Below are 17881 nucleotides of genomic sequence, written 5' to 3'. Positions count from 1 at the left end.
ACATTGGTCGGACTGAAAACCACGACAGCCGCGGTATCCGACGATGACGAGAAAGCAGTTACGCTACCTGCAGCAGTCGTATCGTCCGTGGTCCCATGAGTGCCGGCCGTTTGGTCCCAGGCAACATAACTAAACGTAGCAGTCTCTTGGTGCACTCCGTCAGGCACAAACCGCATAGTGTCAGTATCGGCCAGCAAGAGAGCTGAACTTGCACTGTAGGACCCAAAGTCAGCCCACGTTACCCCATCGTCAGTCGAGAATTGCCATTTCCCGTACGCCTGTGTTGAAGCGGTAATCGCGACTCCCCGCAACGCGTCTACGTCGGGGTCCGAAATGCTGTTGCCGACGAGCGATGCAACTGTCTGGCCCGCATTCGTGGCTGCATTGATCTGCAAAGGTGCGAGCGATGGACCGACCGGGGACAAGACGGGAGCGTCATTAAAACCGCTAATCGTTACCGACAGCGTCTCGCGAACCGTATCAGGTCCCGATCTGCTGTCGAATTCGATGCTTACGACGACTTTATCGCCTGGCTTTAGGTAGGCAAAGTTCGCTCTGTCATATTCAACCGTCCCGGTCGTTTGGTCGACGGTGACACGGCTTTTAAGATTGGCGCCTGAAGGTGGTGCTGGGCCGATGACCGATGAAATTATGGCGCTACCGGCGACGTATGGCTCGGCCACATCATTAAACGCCGGATTCACGGTATCGGGATCAGTGATCGTAACTTGATCGCCGATCTTAAACGTCGCTTTATCGAAGACTGGCGCAACGACAATCGAGGGAGCGGTATTCAGTGCGAAAATAACTTCGGTCTGCTTGATAACTGGTTGAGCATCTAGCGCGTCGGGCGCTGCAGGAGCGTTGTAGTTGATAGGAGACTTCGTTGGTCCATTCGGCTCCACTGGCACCTTATCTTGCTGCGGGGTCGTTTGAGCCGGTGGTGGTGTTGACGATCCACCCCCGGTTGGGCCTGTACTTTGTGGATTTGTGCCCGGCTTGTCGGCAGCAGGCTTGTCGGCGGAAGGCGGGGTATAATTTGGAAAATACGTTTGCAGCGTCTGCTCGATGATTGCCTTTGCTTCGGGGGCGAGCTGAGTCACTTGCGCGAACGAAAGTTGGCCGTTGGCGCTATAACTAACGACTTCGCCGGCCCGATTCACAGTGGCAATCGGGTTCGAAAAGTTCACGTCCGATTTTGCGTAGAGAACGTACGATCCGATAGTTCCGTTTGGCTCTTGCAGTACCTGAAATTTCACCGGAGCAGGACGAGATGTGCCGCCGGGATCCGTAACTGTGACTTCAAATCCGATTTCAACCAACACCGCCGTTCCACGAATGCCCAAAACGGCAGTTGGCGTATCAACCTTCATATCGCCATGCTTGGCAGTCTCGCCGGCTACGAACGTTATTGTTCCTGCAATCAGAGTGAGGAGCGAAGAATTCAACGATCCATTTGGATCGTAAACCATCTCGTTCAGCATCATTCGCGCATTCGACGACAAGCCAAAGACAGTGCCATCTATGAAAGTAATGCCGAGTGAGGAGTCTGAGCCGGCTTGAACAACGTCGCCTTTTTGGACGTTGTCGCCCGAATTCAGAATGATCGAGACGCCGTTGCGGATTGCTGTCGCACTGCCAATCAACTTGGTAACATGGCCAATGACCTTTGCTAGGTCCGCGGCACCCGAAGCCTGGGCATATTGAACATGCCCAGTGAGCGCATTGACGACATCTCCGGACAGGCTGGATCCATCAAGCGACGAGAGCGCTGAGCGTTTCTCGCCCTGAAAATAGCCCTCTAAGACTAATTTCCGATCGTCCTTTGTCAGAACTAAGTCTAACCCAACACGGTTATACTCACCTGCAAAAAGGAGATACGGGTCTGAGACGGTAATGGTGTTCGAGCCGCCCTCATGATGCGCCGTCGCATAATTCTGTAAAATCGAATATGGGACTGCACTGCCAGCCGGCAGGTGATTATCCTCGCTCCCGACAAATTTCAAAACAGCCCCCGAAAAACATTAAAAAAGTATAAATATCAGTCATTAATCCACATGCTGAGGTGATTTTCAACCTAAGCGGCTCGCTAAAGTTAAATGGCAGCCAGGGGATTGGCTGAGGGAGGAAAGGGCGGTGGTTACCGACTTCCGTAGTCCAGCGGGTTCTTGAGAACAGACACTCATGCCTTTAGACAAGGCCACCGAGGCCGGTTGGGCACCGCCGAATGCACGAACGGGTATTGCCGCACGAGGCCCATCGTCGGAATTCTGCAGCCCGACCATCAATTTAGAACAGTTTCCATCGGCGATTCCCCGACTTCGTTGACCAGCCGTTCGATTGGTCCGGCACTGCGCCGCTGGATGCCGGAATTTGAGACTGCGTTGGAGGGCCGCACTAACCAAGGGACGACGTCTCCAGCCCAACCCTCCTTGCTGGCCTGCGACCGCGACTTCGGCTCCCGGCTGTCCCTGCTCAGCGAGGCGCCGTCGGAAGCGATCGTAAATTGATACCATCGTTGGAGGCCAACGATGCCGTTGCGGACGTGTTAGGCGCGCGCGGCGACATCAAGCTTAATTCGTGAGTTCTATTGCGACGACATTCTGCCCCGTTAGGTTCGCCGCACCGGACATTGCACCATCCAGGGCACTCTCATGGCGAAGTCGGCGTGTCATCATACCCGATACGTCGGCTCGTTTTACCGTCGATAGCACGAGCTTCGTTTTGAAGAATGAACTGACAAATGAACCGCTCGACCCTATCGAGATGCGTCGACGGATCACGGCTTTGCGCTCGCAAAACTCGGACGATCTTCTTATCACGTCGCTGCTGAACTCCTCGTGAGATTGCGCTGCTGTCAGAGCCAAGAGACGCGAAACACGAACAACATCTGCGTTCTGAGTTCGCCCTGACGCTTCGAAAGGTTGAAGCAATTGCCTCGCAGACCTCATCCGGGAACGCAGCATCAGGCGCCTTTACGCGGCCTAAATAATATCAACGGATTGGCGTTCTTTCGCCCGCCGACGCTGGCGCCAATACTTGGATGTCGTCGAGGAGGCGTCCTGCGCTTGCGCCTCTCGCGGCGAGGGCGCGGCCACAAGCGACAGAGCCCGCCCATGCGCAACCTGAGTAGGTACGTCGCACCGCTTCGGGCTTGCTGCCGCGCTTGTTGCGCCAATGGCGAGCTAGGATTACTGTGCGTGCGTCTGGAGCGCGACTGCTTCCCTTATAGTAAGGCGCAAAATATCTCCAGAAGCGAATGGGAAGTGTGGCTCGCTAGGGTCCTCCTGAACCTGCTTCAGGGCCTGACGCGAGCCGAAGCCCGAGGCAGTCCGCAGATCTCTGAGCAGCCGGAGCCGAATTTCACGCATATCGTCCAGCGCTCGCCGGTTCTTCAAACGTGTATGAGCGGAAACGATCAATTTAAATGGTCGTCGATGACACCAGTGAGCTCCTCAAATAATCTTGCCGACGAAAAGAGGCGCTGCTGGGCTCGAAATACAGGTCCAGGCAGTGCTTTATTCTCTGAACAAGCACCGGAATCCTAGCCGGTTTCAACTAGGCACTACTCATACCACAGGCTTGTGACAGGGCCCGTCAGCGGCGCTCAAAATGCGGAAGGCAACACTCTCTGTTTTGACAGCCGCTTTGCTGGCAGGCGCGTCGATCAGCTTTGTACGTGCGCAAGATGCTGGCGGGCTGGTGGGCTGGCGCGGGTCCTGGAGCCGGTGGCGCAGCGGGCGGCAACGCAGATCAGCAGGCGCAGAAGGCTAAAGCGCTAGCGGAACAGGGCCGGGGGAATCGTCAGGCGCTTCAGCCGGCAGTCCGCAGAAGGGTGCAAGTCGTCCCGGCAGAAAAGACGATCCAACCGGCCGGTAAAATTGCACCAGTGATCGTGCTTGCGGGAATGCAGCGAAATCAGAGATGCTGTTGACGCCGAGGATCCCAAGCTCCTGACCAGCTGTAAGACGGGCAGTTTAGTACGTTACGTTGCGTGACCGAAAAGTTAACGACAAGAAACGTCTGTCCGCCGATTCCGGGACTGTCAGTCACCTAGACACGCCAGTTACGGTCCTGCCACACGGTCCTTCTGCTCCCTCGTTGAGGATTCTACTGTTCAATTCGATCGCTGCGGCTTGCGCAGCGGCGATATCGGGAAGCTCCAGCCCTACATCATCAAAGGCCGAAATGCCGTCGTGAACGTGGAAGAAGAAGCGGGTCATCCGCGCGGCCCGCAAAGAAACGGCAGCGAGAGCGCGCACTCTCTGCCCGCCAATGTACTTAACGAGGTAAAATATACCGGCGGTGCAAAGGCGGAGAGGACGCTCTTTTGAGGGAGATGGAATGCCTCTCCGGTCGCGATACAGTCAGCGGGGGCTGAGCCGATGTCCGGGCTCCGGCGTCTGCAGCAGCCGGGCTCCCTCATTTCTTCGCTTTCGGGCCACTCTTGTGCACATCCTCGGCGATTTCATCCTAACGGCCTTCTGGTGCTTGGCACTAAACCCGCCGCCGAGCGCCGCAGCGACCTGTCCAGCCTACACTGCTCTGCCCGCGCGAGGGTCTTGCCTGTTCCTCGGCCATGGTGCTCTCGCCCCCTTGGGGCGCATTCGGCGGCTAGCCACGTCATCAAAGTAGAAATATTGTCCGGGATGCGCAGCTCGTAACTGCCACAGTCGGGCACTATCGCCTGAATAGATCGGGGTCGATCTCAATCTAGGATTTGAAAGGAATTGAAAACCAAGAGGAGGCAAAAATGCGCGTCGTTTCCGTCTCATTCTTCGCATTGGCTTCGCTAGTCCAGGCTCATGCACAAGGGATAGTCCAAGACACGGTTGGGACGGGCAGAAAGCCAGAACCTAGTCTCAGCGATGCCTGCCACTACACGATAGGTGGGTATTCACACGAGGTTCCGGCGGGCCGGAACCTCTGTTGGCGGGTACCGTATCCGTACTTGTCCGAGTACGGGCTATTGCACTGTGACCCGAAAAACAACTTCCAGGAGATAGCTATGGTGAGGCGCGGCGATCCTCGCTGCGACCGATACGAAATCCGTCAATAGGGGCTGCGCATCGGTGTCGGCCATCCCCCTGACCGTTCACGCGAAGGGCCTTCCGAGCGCGTCACCCAAAGCCACTGCGATTTGGACAATCAGCGTTACGCCTGACGCTTGCGTGAGAGCTGTAGTTGCTGATCAAGCTTAGAACGCTCGCTGTTCAAAGCTATCTCTTGCTCACGCACATCGTGGCCATCATGCTCAAGAACTTCGATCAGAACCTGTTGACCTTCGATGTAGCGCTGGCGCTCTGCGATTCCGCGCCTCAATTGATCTAGCTCCGAATTAATTACCGCGGTCAAACGCAATCTCCTTTCCGGCGTTGTCGCCAGCGAAAGCCGAAAGCCTACTGCGAAATGCCTGCGAAAACGTTGCGAGAAATGCCGGCCGGAACGGGCGCAGCCCGTGTCTGACAAATGCCAGCTGAGACGAGGCTCGGTCAGCCATTGGGCCACTGCGTGAAGGTTTCGCCGCTCTTTCGGCTGATCCGCCCTCGCTGCTTGTGAAAGCGTTGAATACGGCCGTATATCGCCTGGCGGGATCGCCCCAGCCGTTCGGCGATTTCGTCAGCTTCGACGCCTTCGTTGAGAAGTGAGCACAGCGTAGCTTCTTCGTCCGGCAACCAAGGCCGTGCCGTTGCGCGATTGTTGGGCATCGATAATCACATCGGAAGTGCAACCCGAAAACAGTAGCGCCGGATCGTAAATGAACGTCTAAATACAAACGCTCGGCAGGGCTCCGGTATCGACGATCAAGGGTCTCGACGAGACGACCAATGCTTGCGCAAACCGCAGGGTCGCTATTGTTTGGCGGACTCATCGGCAGACGCCGCCGGCGCTGTGGGTTCGGCGGCGGGTGTGCTGCCCTCTGACGACCGAACAATGTGATCTCGGTCCGCTAGTGCAAGTCCATGAATGCTGCGTATGAGGGCTTTCGAGAATTATCGAATCTCAGGAGTCCATAGTAGCAATCGGGATCAGTCTTGCCCTTCGGGCACCAATCTCTGAAATTGTACCAGAAAATTGGCCCGAGATTTGGCTTTTGCGACGCGAGTTCGAAAGCCGATCTGAGAAGTTGGACCTGAGCCGTCTCGGAAATAACTGTATTTGCTTCTCCGTCCGTCGGAGCGCCGTATTCGGTCACCCAGATGACCTTTTCCTGATCGTGGTACCTGGCCATGATCCCTCGCAAGCCATCCGAGCTTTCCATTTGCTGCCAAGAATTTCCGTCTATCCGATCCGGAGGACTCGGCGACGTGTATGGATGATTGCCGACCGCATCGAAGAATTGTCGCGCCCCGTTCTTGTATAACGTATCCAGGAATTCTGCAGCGCGCATGGTGGTACCGGTGTTATTTGGCTGCGCTAGGCCGCCTGATATGACGGTGGCACCGCTGTCGACGTTCTTGATGGCTTCGTAGGCAGCCTTTAGCAGCGCAGCATACTGTGGGGGTGACGGGGCCGGCGCCCAGCTGCCACCAAGATTCGGCTCATTCCATATCTCCCAATGGCGAATACCTGCAGATGCGTACCTTGTCGCCAAGTATGCCGCGAACCGGCCGAACGCACTTGGGTCGGCCGGAGGATAAGCCGGCGGCTTGTGTCCGCCGTTCGCCCATGCGGGACAGAAATAGATCAGGCCCAGGACGGAAATATTGAACTCGCGGGCTAGAGCGACGATCCGGTCATGCTGCTGGATATTGTACGTATCCTGATTGTCCGGCTGGATGCGATTCCAGTCAAACTCCACTCTCAGCCATTTGACGCCAACATCCCTGAACTCTGCAAACCGGGATCGGAGCTCCCACGGCGGCATGAAGAGAAGATCGCCGGCGTTCATACCCTTCTGCAGGGGACCGCATCGGCAAACAGATGGGAAGCCAAGTACCAGCAACAAAACAATGAACCCCGTCACTCGCTTCGCCAATCGCTGGACTTGCCTGCCGTCGCCGCTATTCATCGTCGCTTCCATCGAGCATCCCGTTGTTCTATGTGTATCATATACTCGATCGATCGAATTTTTCCGAACTCGATTGAGCGACGAACACTGGTGTGGACGAATGCGCGTAGTTCATATTATGGCCGATGGAAATCCCGGAGGAGGTCCAGTCGTCGTAGAAACATTATGCACCGGGATGGCAGCAAGGGGCGTTGAAACCGCCGTCATAACGCAGACCGGAAGTTACTTTTTCGACCTCGCAAATGCAAAGGGGTGGACGACGTTTGGCCTCGATTTCAGCCGCCGGAAAAACGTCATCAGGATATCGCGGGAGATATCGGAGTTGCTCGAGCGCCAAGCGCCGGAGGTCGTTCACGCCCATGGCGCAAGGTCGGCACTGCCCGTATCTATTCTGCCTCGGAGCAAGCGTCCAGCCCTCGTCTACACGATTCATGGCTTCCACTATGACCGAAAAGGTACCGGCAGCCGACAGTTCTTCAAGCTGATGGAGAAGCTGTGCATCGGCCGCGCGGACCGGATTATCCTTGTCGGCAAGGCGGATGAGGCTTTTGCTCATAAGGAAGGACTGATCGACGATCCCCAGCGGTGGAGCCAGGTCTATAACGGCGTTGAACTGCCGGCGGGATGCACTATCGCCCCGCAACCCGAATTCGACATCGTCTTTGTGGGACGCCTGCATCCCCAGAAGAATCCGCTCGCACTGCCAACGATTCTGGCGGCAATGAAGAGGCCACACGTGACGATGCTAATCGTCGGCGGCGGTGAGCTAGAGGCATCCGTGCGCGAAAGTTGTAAGAGACTTGGGGTCGAGTCCCAGGTTACCATGGCCGGTACGAGGTCTCGAACTGATGCGCTCGAGTTGATGTCCAGGGCGCGTATCTTTGTACTGCCCTCGCTCTGGGAGGGCGTTCCGGTTTCGGTGGTCGAGGCGATGAAAATGGGGGTGCCGGTCGTCGCATCAAGGATTGCCGGCAACCAGGAACTTATACACCACGGCGAGACCGGACTGCTCGCCGACCCACAGCTCCCCGCAGAATTTGCAGAACATATCTCGTCGCTCCTTGACTCCCCTCAACTGGCGCAATCGCTCGCCGCGAGGGCAGCGTCGTTTGCGTCAACGGCTTTCACGATCGAAAGCCAGGTGACGGCGCATCTACGCATCTACGAGAACGCCATTTCGCAAAGTCGCCTCCGTCGCCCGCGCTGAAGACGGCAATCGGCATTCAGCGATTGCGCAACTGTTCAACGAGACTGGGCGCGAAATCGGGGTTTCTCCAAAGATCCGCCAGCGCCGTGGTGATGTTCTGCCTTGGGGACCAGCCGAAATCGGCTTGAATCCTAGCGATGCTCGCTTGCAGAAATGGCCGGTCGACCGCCCGGGCGCGCGATGCATCATGCTCAACTTCAATTGGAAGCGCCGTGAGCGACCGAAGTTCATCCAGGATCATCGACACCGAATATTGCTTGCCGGTGCCCAAATTGACCAGTTTCGTTTCTCCAGCGGGAATGTCGCCATATAGCGCAACCCGTCGGAACCCCTCCGCCGCGTCCTCGACGTGGATGTAGTCGCGCTGGGGCCAGACATTCCCGAGCCTGATCCTGGTCTTCCCCGCCTTTAGCTGGTGGACGATTTCGGGCAGGATATGCGGGCTGGTTTCCCCCGGCCCAACCACGTTGAAAAGCCTGACAATTGCTCCTTGGAGCCCTCTCTGTTTGGCGAAGTATCGCACATAATGCTCGGCGTGCAATTTCGTCATGCCGTAAACGTCGGCTGGCTCCACTGCCGAGATCGCCTCATCGTGAGGCGCACTGTCTGGTTGATAGACCGCACCGCTGCTGGCGAAAACAAAACGCGCGCCGGCCGGACATGCGCGCACAAGATTCATCGTGCCGAGGACGTTGACTTCCTCGGCATGCACGGGGTCGCGTTCACACTCTGGGATGAAGTGAATTGCGGCGAGATTGATGATGACTTCGGGGCGAAATCGCTCCATGACATCCGAGACCGAGCGCCAATCCCGAATATCGACCTTCTCCAGCACAATATTGGTACTTTCACTCTCGCCGAAGCGATTCCCGAACTTCAGCGCGTCTACGACACAAACGAGGTGCCGATCCAGCAACTGTTTAACCAGTTGGCGCCCTACGAAGCCAGCACCGCCCGCAACCACAATTCTCCGCTTCATACGGCACTGGCTTCCCTGAAACGGCCGGAAATGGATAGAGGTCGATCGTCGGGGGCCGGAGCAACCAATTGCTCAAACTTATCCACTATCAAAGTCCAGGCGAGCCCCTTTGCCGCCGAACGGCCTGTCCCCGAGTAGTGGTCCCAGCGTGCGATCACGTCACCCACGCCTTGGGCAAGATGGTCCGGAGCCGGAAGTGTCACCACTCCGCAATCATAAAGGCGCACGACTTCCTTTGTGCCGTTCATTTCATAGTCGCATGTAACGACTGGAAGACCGCTAGCCATCGCCTCGGCGACAATTCTCGGAAAGCCTTCCCGCAGGCTCGAGATAACAAGAGCTTCGGATTTGGAAAAGAGTTCGATCTTCTCGCGATCCGAGACCAAGCCAGGCAGGACAATGTCGGACGCGTATCGGGAAATTTTCGCCCGTTCTCTGATGTCGCCAAAAGCGGGCCCATCGCCTGCCAGAGTGAGCGAACCGATGTAGCCCCGATCCTTCAGCAACTCAAAGGCGTCGATCAGCAATGGAACGTTCTTGTGGGACGCCATCCGGCCGAGATAGCAGATCCCCGAACGCTGACTTCGAGGAAGCGAGCGATAAAGCTCGATATCAATTCCACTGGGGAGCGTATGCACCGGACCAACGCTGAATTGCTGGATCGCCTGGCCGACAGCGTCGCTCACCGCCACGTTTCTGGCCACGAACCGCGGCAGGAGGGCTTGAATGGTTCGGTAGAAGAGCCCGGTACGAATTTCGCACCAATGCATCACGGCCTTGGCGCGCTGCGATTTCGGAATCGTGACCGCATGCAAGAGCGGCCACTGATTCAACAACAGCACATCGTAGTTCGATTCCCTGGCGACTCGCCGAATGTGCAGTGCATATTTGATGATTGTCGGCCAAGCCCGCTTCATCATCTTGAAGCGCGGCGATTTGTAAAATACATCTATCGGGTGCCGAAAAATCGTTATCCCGTCCATGTTCTCAACCGTCGCCAAATTGGACGCATGCCCGATGCAATGAACATCGATCGTGTGTCCGTTCTTGACGAGTTGTCGGGAAAGCCCTTCAAAGAATAATTCCTGTCCACCCACGCTGGGAGCGAATAATTCAATAAATACTCCAATGCGCAAGCTGTACCGCCTTTCAATACTCGATAACCAAAAAAACTAGTTCCAATCCCGAAACAACGCCACTGGCTGCTCAATAGTAGCCAAAGATAGGACACCATCGTCCAACTTATGATTGTTTTTTTCTATCATAAAATGGAGAGTCAGTGAACACTGAAAATGTAGGCAATTTCACACTCTGCTACGAGGGAGCGGCTGGGCCGCGCAGGGATGTACGGATTAGCCCGATCTTTGGCGCAATTCCAAAAGGGAGTACGAGGTTCTTAATCGGTAAACGAGGCCCCTCCCTGGACACGGCGCCCCCCAATCCGCCCTCTCTGGTGCGCGCAGATATAGGCAAACACGAATGTCACGACTGAGGTCGGATCGAAGAAGCGGATCTCTGCCACGTTGAGAATCAGAAAGAAAATCAAAAACCACTCCGAGAAATTTTCGGGGCGATCGATGTAAGGCCGCTTGACGCCAGATGATGTTTGCGCCCTGAGAAGGGGCTTAAACACCGTAATGATGGTGGCCGAGAGCCCCACCATCCCGAGGTCAAGTAGACACTGCAAGTAGCCGTTATGGGCGCTCAATTCAAACTGTAGGGTCTTGTCCCAGAACAGTGATCCGGGGGAATTTGGCCCCAGCCAGAATATGCCATAACCATATCCCAGCAGCGGCTTCTCCGTCGCCATCTCAAGCGCAAACTGCCAGATGTTCGTTCGCCCGGACAGGGTCACGTCCCTACCGACGATAGACGTGAAGGCATCGGGCGCCGCGACCAGAAACAGCACGCCGCCGACGCAGATCACCACGGTGAGCACGACCAATTCCCGCGGCCGCAATCCCAATCGGGATCTCGCGTAGGCCCAAGCGGTCACGAATCCAATGGCGATCAGCGGCGTTGCGGAGCTCGCCAGAAGCAACGACAGAACACATGCCCCCGCACCACCAAGCTGAATAAGCCGGCGACGACCCGTTTCCCTGACGGCGAGCGAAAGAAATGCGAGATAGCCAATGCCGGCAAATTGACCCAGGATATTCTTGTGATTGAAGAGCCCGCGAAGTTGACCGTTTGTGTCCAGAGCCTTATCCGGGGCGATGAGCAGCCACATGAACGAACCCGCCAGGGCAACGATCACTGCGATCTGCACTAGCTTGGCAAAACGGTGCGAACTCAGCCGGCTGGCCACATACGTTCCCACCGAGAACGTCCCGAACAATCCAAGCGCCTTTCTGAGGGTCGCCATGGTATCTGACGACCAGGCAGCGGACAGGAAGCAGATTGCGATCACAATTGCGGCCGGCCATCCCAACCGTCGCAGATTCTCCTTCAGCCTCGCGCGTGCCAGCAGATAGACCGAACCAAGAAAGAACGGGGCAAGCAGCGCCTGCCGTATGACATCGCCAGCCTTGTCAATGTTTACAACATCGAGATAGCCGGGCTCGTACTCAGCCTGAAGACCGGTCACGCCGGGCACGATATCCGCAGCGATTAGGAGATAGCAAACCAAGGTTGAAGCAAACAGCACCTCGCTCAGCCGAGCGTTCGCCATGAGTGAGTGCGGTCTCGTCGTCTCGAACTCAACCATCGACGGCAAGCTCGCCGTGCGCCATGCCAGGCCGGGTTCGCCCCCGCAACAAAGCATGCGCAAACTCGTTGGGGTCACTGGTCACGATCGCATCGGCGAGCAGCTTGTTCGGCAGTCCACGCACACCGACGGGAGTGCTGACAATCCTCTTTCCGAACGATAACGCCTCCAGCACCTTGATGCTGACGCCGGTGCCGGCGCGAAGCGGCACCGCGGCAACACGAATGGCGCTGTAGAATTTCGATACGTTGTCCAGGCGGTTCCATACAGTGATATTGGCGACCCCCTCGATGAGCGGCCCTACCTTGCTCGAGATGCCCCCGGCAACCAGCATGCGAAACTCCGGCGCCGCCTTCCGGATGATCGGCAGTATCACGTCCCGCAAGTACAAGACTGCGTCGAGATTCATCACGTCATTCGAGCCAATGAAGCCAGCATCGAACGCTTGAGCCGCTGTCTCGTGGGCTTGTTGAACGGGGGCGACGTAGGAAAATGGCTTGTGAGAGAGCTTCGCCGTCGATTGATTTATGGCTGAGTAGTTAGCGAATTCATCGGCAGACTCCACGCGCACCAAATGGCAAGCGTCGAATATTTCCGCTTCAGCCTGCCGCGAACGTGCAACGTCAATTCGCTCGAAAAAATGCCTTATCCAGGCATTTGCATGATCGCGCAGGATCTCTGGCAAATTCAGCACATCAAACAATCTCTGATATGTCGCGCGGTAGGCGATCGCTCGGTTGACAAAATCATCGTGAGCACTCATCACCACTAGCGGTTTTCGGCTATTGGACAATTGAGGTAGGACCCGACCGAGCAATTGAACCGATTGCGGCTTGGCGAGATAAATCACGTCGACCTGCCACTCGTTCAACCTCCCGGCGATCCATCGCGAGTTTCTGACGGTGTTGGTAAACAGAAATGGGTGGGACGACAGGACATTGCCGGTCAGCGCCCGCTGCACCTCTCTCCAGACTTGACCGATCGCACCAAGCAGATGCCCCCCGCGATTCCAGCCAGGCAACAGGAGAAAGTCCGAAAATTGCTCCTGATAGGCCGAGTTCACTTCGCTCGATCCCGCCAACTGCGGGTCCCGGAAGAACGAAACGCAATAGACCTTCCAGCCTCGCTTTTTGTAGGTCTCGACTATGGTGTAATACAGCCAACCCGACGCATTCTTGGACGGTAAGGGAAGGAAGAGTTCGTCAGTCACGAAGAGTATCGAGCGCCTCGTCATTGATTAACCTCTGATCGCAATACGCTGGGCATTCGCCCCGTAGATTGATAACGGATGCGTGCCGGCGACAAGCGGTGGCACGAACAGGACAGGTGGGATGATCCGCAACGCATTCATCAAGCGGGCGATAGGCGCGCTAACGCTGTTGTATTCCGGGACATTCCTTGCAGCCTTATTCAACTTTATTGCGCAACTGACATTGGCTCGATCTATGGATCTGGAGGCACTTGGTACGATTGCCGCCCTGTCGTCTATCATAAACCTTTTAGCATTGATCGGCATGGGAGGAATGAACTGGTTTCTACTCCAAGTGGTTGGGAGAGAGAGCGAAGAAGCTGTTCGCTGGTACTTTCCCGCCGCGCAACTCGTGGCACTTCTCACCGGCCTTGGCATCGTCTGCCTCGTGGCGTATGCGCTGACAATCGCAAAATTTCCTGCTTCCGAACGATTGCTGTTATTGGCGGCCTCCGTTCCGATCCTGTTGGGACAATTGGCTGTAGAACTGTCGTCGGTCCGCTATCAGATCGAGCGGAGCGCCGGTCAGGTCGCCTTTTGGCAGATCGTCACCCAGCTTGGGCGCGCGGTGGTTGCCCTCTGCCTCAAAGCATTCACCATTTCAAGCCTGCGGGCAGTGCTCGTGGGATTTGGAATGATGGGAGCGATCGCCGTCATTTGGAGCCTGTTTGCTGTTCCGGCGCGATCATGGGGGCGACTTCTGAAGAGCTATCGGCACGCCCACCCCTCGGTGCTGGAGACAGCCCGCTCGGCTGGCCCCTTTCTGTTGTTCGGCGCGATCTATCTCATATTCTTCCAGGGGCCGATTGTGGTTCTGGAGTACATCCGGGGCGGGACCGAGACTGCTCAATACAACATCGCATTTCTCATTGTCTCTGCGGCGATGATGTTTCCCTCCGTCTTCTACTCCAAGTTTATCGCTGAAAGGATCTTCCACTGGGGCCATCATGACCGCGCAAAATTCGCGGCCGCATTCTATGTGTCAGCCGCGCTTATGGCCTCGGTTGGCATCCTCGCAATGGCCATCCTCGTGGCCACCGCTAGCAGGCTGATTCCCTGGATGTTCGGATCGAGATACGTTCCGTCTGTCGACCTTCTGCTGGTAATGAGCATTGGAATTCCGACAAGGTTCCTGCAAAGCGCTTACAGCTCGCTGCTCGTGACCGGACCGCAGACGATACCGCGAGTCATATACCTTGGTCTCGCAGCCTTTACGGCGATCGCCGCGTCCTGCATTTTCGTTCCAGCCCTTGGCGCACTGGGCGCCGCCTATGCGACCGTCCTGGCCGAGTTCGTGCTCTTCCTCCTGTCCTGGCGGGGGTTATCGATCTATGTCCCCGAGATCAGACCCATGGGCTGGCTCAGTCCGCAAACCATTAGGCAATCCATCGCGGTTCTGGGCGACTACTGAATTGATCTAACCAGACAAAGCGAAACTCCTCGAACCGTTTGTCGTGGGAGATGTTCTCCGCCTAGCTCGGAAAGAACATATAGAAACGGACCGTACGCAGGAAGCTTGCAGCGACGTATGTCGGCGGATTTCGATGAGCTGAGATCAGCTGCAACGCGCAAGCCACTCCAACCGCAGTCAGGGCGGACAAAAAAGAACCAATTGCCAGAAACAGCCATATGCTGCGCCCTGCGGTTTCAAATGGGACGGACGCAGACTGCGCGATCTTGATGGCCGAAAGATTGTTCTCCGTCATTGCCGCTGCGATCCGCTTTTCACCCGCGCGCGAGGTGATTTCCGAAAGCTCTTGCTCTGCCGAGCTGAGCTGCCTCTTGAGGCGATTGGTTTCGGCCTCAAGGCTGGCTAGCGTGACAAGTTCCTTTGCCACGTTGCCCAATTCGGCCGTGTGAGCCGACTCTGCGGCGCGCAGCCCTGCGATCGTCATCTTCAGGGTCAGAAACTGCTGCGTGGATTCTTGATAGAGCTTCACAAGCAGCAACGGAGGATCGTCCCCAAATAGATTTCTATTGTAGGGTAAGGGAACTGCCGCTTCTGGCGCCGGCTTTGATGGATCGCGAGCCTGCGAAGCGCGAGCGGCGTTTGGCCTCAATTGGCCGATCTGCTCCTCGACAACCCTCAGCTCCTCCTGCCGCTGCGCCAGTTCGGTTCGCACCGTTGCCACCGACTTGGCGAGGTCACTCTGGCGGGTAAGCAAGAGTTTCTTCTGCTCATCGATTGCGTAAGTGCGATTTGCGGTCATAAAGGCCCCCAAGACCCCGGCCGCTGTGGCTACCTTGCGCTGAAGTTGCTCCACCTCTCCATGGAGGAAATCAGCCGCTCCAGCCTGGGTGTAGAGAGCCCTGTATTTGCCCAGATAGCTCTCTGTGAGCGCATTCACAAAAGATGCGGCGAGGCGTGGATCCTCATGCCGAAAAGAAACCCGGATCATGCTGGTCCGCGGTTCGAGCTGCACCTTCAACGCACGAGCCGCCGACTTGTATGCGCGGTCCTCGTTTTTCATCTTCTTCTGGGCCACGCTCAGATAAGTTAGCAGCTGCGAGAATTCACCGTCTGGGCTCTTCGGGTACAACTTGCCGTCGCCGACATGCTGGATGGCCGACCTGATGACAAATTCGCTGTTTAGCAACTCAATTTGCGAGTTCACGAAGACCGAATCAAAGCTCTGATTGGCTTCGCTTTGCTTGCCGTTGTCGATGAGCAGGGACGCCGTCGCCTCGTATTTGGTATCGAGCAAGGCATGCAGCAATACCGCAGAGAGAATGCCTAAAACGAAAACTGTCGCGGAGATTAACCAATATCGACGAAGCGCACGAAGGACGAATAGCTCCAGGCTATCGGATTGCTCGATGTCCTTTTCGGCCGCCCGGCGGTCCTCAACTTGTGGTCGAAGAATTACCCGATAATCCTGTCGTGGTTCGAGACTGGTCATGGCAACCCCTATCCGCCGGTCCCAAGGATAGGGCCATGGACCGGTCGGAACAATGTCGATTGATGCTCAAATTGCAGCAGAACGAAGCGAGTTTTGGTCATCGCCACTTCGTTTGATAATTTACTGATTTTGTTTACTAAATTCAAATCGAAAAAGGCCCCGGCACAACTTAAAGATCGCAAATCAGCCAATTCTGGGCGACTTTGCTCATCGATGCCTACTTCCCGGGCGGCGATGATATTTCTGCTTCGACACACATTTAGCCTGGAAACCGGCCGCTGTTGCGGGAATGGCTACCAAAGCCGAACCCCCTGCGATCCACTCAAAAGACATACACATCTTCGTTAGGCTAATCATCTGGCCCTGCTTGAGACTGACCGTTATGCTTAACTCGTCAAATGTCGAAGGTACGTTACGTAATGCCGGATCGTCACATCGCACTAGCGGTCGTGCTTGACACTACCGGCCGTTACCTGTTCCAGCGCCGCGACAACATCCAAGGCATCGTTTATCCTGGAAGACTTTCTTTGTTCGGGGGCCACCGAGAGGCGGGTGAGACCTATTTGGCATGTATTGCTCGCGAACTGCAGGAAGAGATCAGCTACCCGGTTGCACCCGAACGGTTCGAATTTCTGACAACCCTCGACGACTGCGGCGAAGTTGTTGACGGCGACGTCGTACGCGGCCACGTATTCCTGGTAAACGGGATCCCGTCAGACAAAATCGTCGTAACAGAAGGTTCGCTCACGATCGTCGATCCCGATGCCCTGATGCGCTCCCTCCCCCATTTCGCCCGGGACTTGACACCAGCATCGGGCTTCGGACTTAGGGCGTTTCTTGAACGATCTGGATGCACCGAAGCGGATTGAGCGCCCTGCCAGGCTCGCCGTTGAAGCTCGACGAACGCGAACTGCTTCGCTTCATCATAGAGTACCTCAACGGCCAGCGAAGAGGCTTCTAATCAATTGTTAACCATATCGCGTGAAATTTATGGGCGCGGGTCTCGTGATGCGCACCGCGCAGGTTTCGGTACGCGATCATGGCCATTCGCACATTGCTTCTCCTGCTCTTGTCCGTCGCACTTGGGAGCTACGCTTCGCAGCCTACTTGGACATCGGTTCAGGGTTCGGCCAAGCCGGCCACCGGCGCCTCGCCGTTGCGCTATCGATACGCGTGGGACGGTCTGGGGCAAAATCCTAACCGGTCTCGATCGCACCGAGTTTCGAGACAGTCGAGGATGCTGGAGCAGGATTCCAACCTGCGACGAGAAGCGGTCCTAGCTGAGTTGCGCCCCTATTCAGCTGCGTGGTGGGTGGTCCACGACGAAATCGAGGCTGATCGGGAGGCAAAGATCGCCAGAAAACTGGTCATCTGCCGGGGATGTAACTCCGAAAGCCAGGTCGGCATGACCGCATCAATAGGTGGGCGCTAGCACCATAGCGTCTGCAGATCAATTCGATGCCCGCTCTTCCCTTCACTAGATGGTCGCAGCGAGGCCAAAACGCGGGAGAAATTTGTTCGGCGAAGAGGCGTAGAGATCGATCATTCCAGCTTCTCTAGGCATGTAACAGATATCCCTCCGCCGAGAATGCATGAAGCGCAACAAAATGTGTATTCTCGGCGGCAAGATGTGTACTGGCATCGAAGTCGAGTCCAGCCAGGTGTAGCGCATCAGTAGAAGCGTGGTATCCATACGAGCTGTTGGATCCAATTTCCGGGTGACTGGCGGGCGTCCCCGAATGGCCGAACACGAACCCGTCGCCGGCGCTTCCAATCCGGACAATCACTGGATTGGCAGTCGTTTGTGGCGTCGAGAGATGTGCAAAA

At 56.3% G+C, this 17881-nt stretch carries 15 protein-coding genes; 4 read left to right on the top strand and 11 right to left on the bottom strand.

The window, feature by feature from the left end:
• A partial coding sequence (locus XI08_RS02400; RefSeq protein WP_271573210.1) for a FecR family protein occupies nt 1-2006 on the bottom strand: 2006 nt, incomplete at its 3' end.
• Between the two features lie 2043 nt (nt 2007-4049).
• A complete protein-coding gene (locus tag XI08_RS46130) occupies nt 4050-4166 on the bottom strand; it encodes a hypothetical protein (protein ID WP_442869751.1) in 117 nt (38 codons plus the stop codon).
• Here XI08_RS46130 and XI08_RS02395 point away from each other — a divergent pair.
• Nucleotides 4137-4334, top strand: a complete 198-nt coding sequence (locus tag XI08_RS02395) for a hypothetical protein (RefSeq protein ID WP_271573209.1) — start codon at nt 4137-4139, stop codon at nt 4332-4334. The genes XI08_RS46130 and XI08_RS02395 overlap by 30 nt on opposite strands.
• An 820-nt stretch (nt 4335-5154) precedes the next feature.
• On the opposite strand, the gene XI08_RS02390 is transcribed toward XI08_RS02395, so the two are convergent.
• From XI08_RS02390 to XI08_RS02380, 3 genes are all read right to left on the bottom strand, one after another.
• Nucleotides 5155-5355: a hypothetical protein gene (locus XI08_RS02390; RefSeq protein ID WP_271573208.1), complete on the bottom strand. Its 201-nt coding sequence runs from the start codon at nt 5353-5355 to the stop codon at nt 5155-5157.
• Between the two features lie 137 nt (nt 5356-5492).
• A complete protein-coding gene (locus tag XI08_RS02385) occupies nt 5493-5708 on the bottom strand; it encodes an HTH domain-containing protein (RefSeq protein ID WP_271573207.1) in 216 nt (71 codons plus the stop codon).
• 242 nt (nt 5709-5950) lie between these two features.
• Entirely contained in the window at nt 5951-7024 is a 1074-nt protein-coding gene (locus XI08_RS02380) for a cellulase family glycosylhydrolase (RefSeq protein WP_271573206.1), read from the bottom strand.
• An 88-nt stretch (nt 7025-7112) separates the two neighbouring features.
• On the opposite strand from XI08_RS02380, the gene XI08_RS02375 reads away from it, so the two are divergent.
• A complete protein-coding gene (locus XI08_RS02375) occupies nt 7113-8219 on the top strand; it encodes a glycosyltransferase family 4 protein (protein ID WP_271573205.1) in 1107 nt (368 codons plus the stop codon).
• Nucleotides 8220-8235: 16 nt separating this feature from the next.
• Here XI08_RS02375 and XI08_RS02370 read toward each other — a convergent pair whose 3' ends face one another.
• The 4 genes from XI08_RS02370 to XI08_RS02355 form a co-directional block, all read right to left on the bottom strand.
• A complete protein-coding gene (locus XI08_RS02370; RefSeq protein ID WP_271573204.1) occupies nt 8236-9198 on the bottom strand; it encodes an NAD-dependent epimerase/dehydratase family protein in 963 nt (320 codons plus the stop codon).
• Nucleotides 9195-10334: a glycosyltransferase family 4 protein gene (locus tag XI08_RS02365; RefSeq protein ID WP_271573203.1), complete on the bottom strand. Its 1140-nt coding sequence runs from the start codon at nt 10332-10334 to the stop codon at nt 9195-9197. The genes XI08_RS02370 and XI08_RS02365 overlap by 4 nt, the downstream gene beginning before the upstream one ends.
• A gap of 260 nt (nt 10335-10594) precedes the next feature.
• A complete protein-coding gene (locus XI08_RS02360; RefSeq protein ID WP_271573202.1) occupies nt 10595-11905 on the bottom strand; it encodes an O-antigen ligase family protein in 1311 nt (436 codons plus the stop codon).
• Entirely contained in the window at nt 11898-13115 is a 1218-nt protein-coding gene (locus XI08_RS02355) for a glycosyltransferase family 4 protein (protein WP_271573201.1), read from the bottom strand. The genes XI08_RS02360 and XI08_RS02355 overlap by 8 nt, the downstream gene beginning before the upstream one ends.
• A 121-nt stretch (nt 13116-13236) precedes the next feature.
• Here XI08_RS02355 and XI08_RS02350 point away from each other — a divergent pair, with 121 nt between their 5' ends.
• Entirely contained in the window at nt 13237-14565 is a 1329-nt protein-coding gene (locus XI08_RS02350) for a lipopolysaccharide biosynthesis protein (protein ID WP_271573200.1), read from the top strand.
• 61 nt (nt 14566-14626) lie between these two features.
• On the opposite strand, the gene XI08_RS02345 is transcribed toward XI08_RS02350, so the two are convergent.
• Complete coding sequence (locus XI08_RS02345; RefSeq protein ID WP_271573199.1) at nt 14627-16054, bottom strand: GumC family protein; 1428 nt, start codon at nt 16052-16054, stop codon at nt 14627-14629.
• Nucleotides 16055-16452: 398 nt separating this feature from the next.
• On the opposite strand from XI08_RS02345, the gene XI08_RS02340 reads away from it, so the two are divergent.
• Complete coding sequence (locus tag XI08_RS02340; protein ID WP_271573198.1) at nt 16453-16923, top strand: NUDIX domain-containing protein; 471 nt, start codon at nt 16453-16455, stop codon at nt 16921-16923.
• 687 nt (nt 16924-17610) lie between these two features.
• On the opposite strand, the gene XI08_RS02335 is transcribed toward XI08_RS02340, so the two are convergent.
• Nucleotides 17611-17881: hypothetical protein (locus tag XI08_RS02335; RefSeq protein ID WP_271573197.1), on the bottom strand; the 271-nt coding region annotated here is incomplete at its 5' end.

It is taken from the genome of Bradyrhizobium sp. CCBAU 11361 (assembly GCF_028128935.1).
GTDB lineage: Bacteria > Pseudomonadota > Alphaproteobacteria > Rhizobiales > Xanthobacteraceae > Bradyrhizobium > Bradyrhizobium niftali.
The sequence above is the reverse complement of the archived record's forward strand: the minus strand, read 5'-3'. Positions and strand labels throughout refer to the sequence as shown.